The organism is Pseudomonas sp. SIMBA_068 (assembly GCF_046534705.1).
GTDB lineage: Bacteria > Pseudomonadota > Gammaproteobacteria > Pseudomonadales > Pseudomonadaceae > Aquipseudomonas > Aquipseudomonas putida.
On sequence record NZ_JAWRYI010000147.1, the window covers coordinates 1 to 357 of the forward strand.

General features: G+C 59.4%; 1 protein-coding gene. It reads left to right on the top strand.

Going from position 1 to position 357, the window contains the following annotated elements; genetic code table 11:
- The coding region (gene narJ / locus SB756_RS28580; protein WP_410912875.1) for a nitrate reductase molybdenum cofactor assembly chaperone at positions 1-357 on the top strand (357 nt) is incomplete at both ends.

Genomic DNA, 357 nt, shown 5'->3' on the forward strand with positions numbered 1-357 from the left:
TGCCTCATGATGACGTTACGGATTCTTTCGCGGCTGCTGGACTACCCGGACGAGGCGCTGTTTACCCACTCTTCCGACCTGATCGCGGCGCTGGATGACGCCACTGAACTCAACCTGCAGCAGAGTGCACGGCTGGTGCGTTTTATCAATCAGCTCTGTGCCCGGCCACTGCTCGACGTGCAGGCTGACTACTGCGAACTGTTTGATCGTGGCCGCGCCACCTCGCTGCTGCTGTTTGAACACGTGCACGGTGAGTCACGCGATCGCGGTCAGGCGATGGTTGATCTGCTGGAACAGTATCGTGCCGATGGTCTGGAGCTGGACAGCAAAGAGCTGCCCGATTTCCTGCCGCTCTAC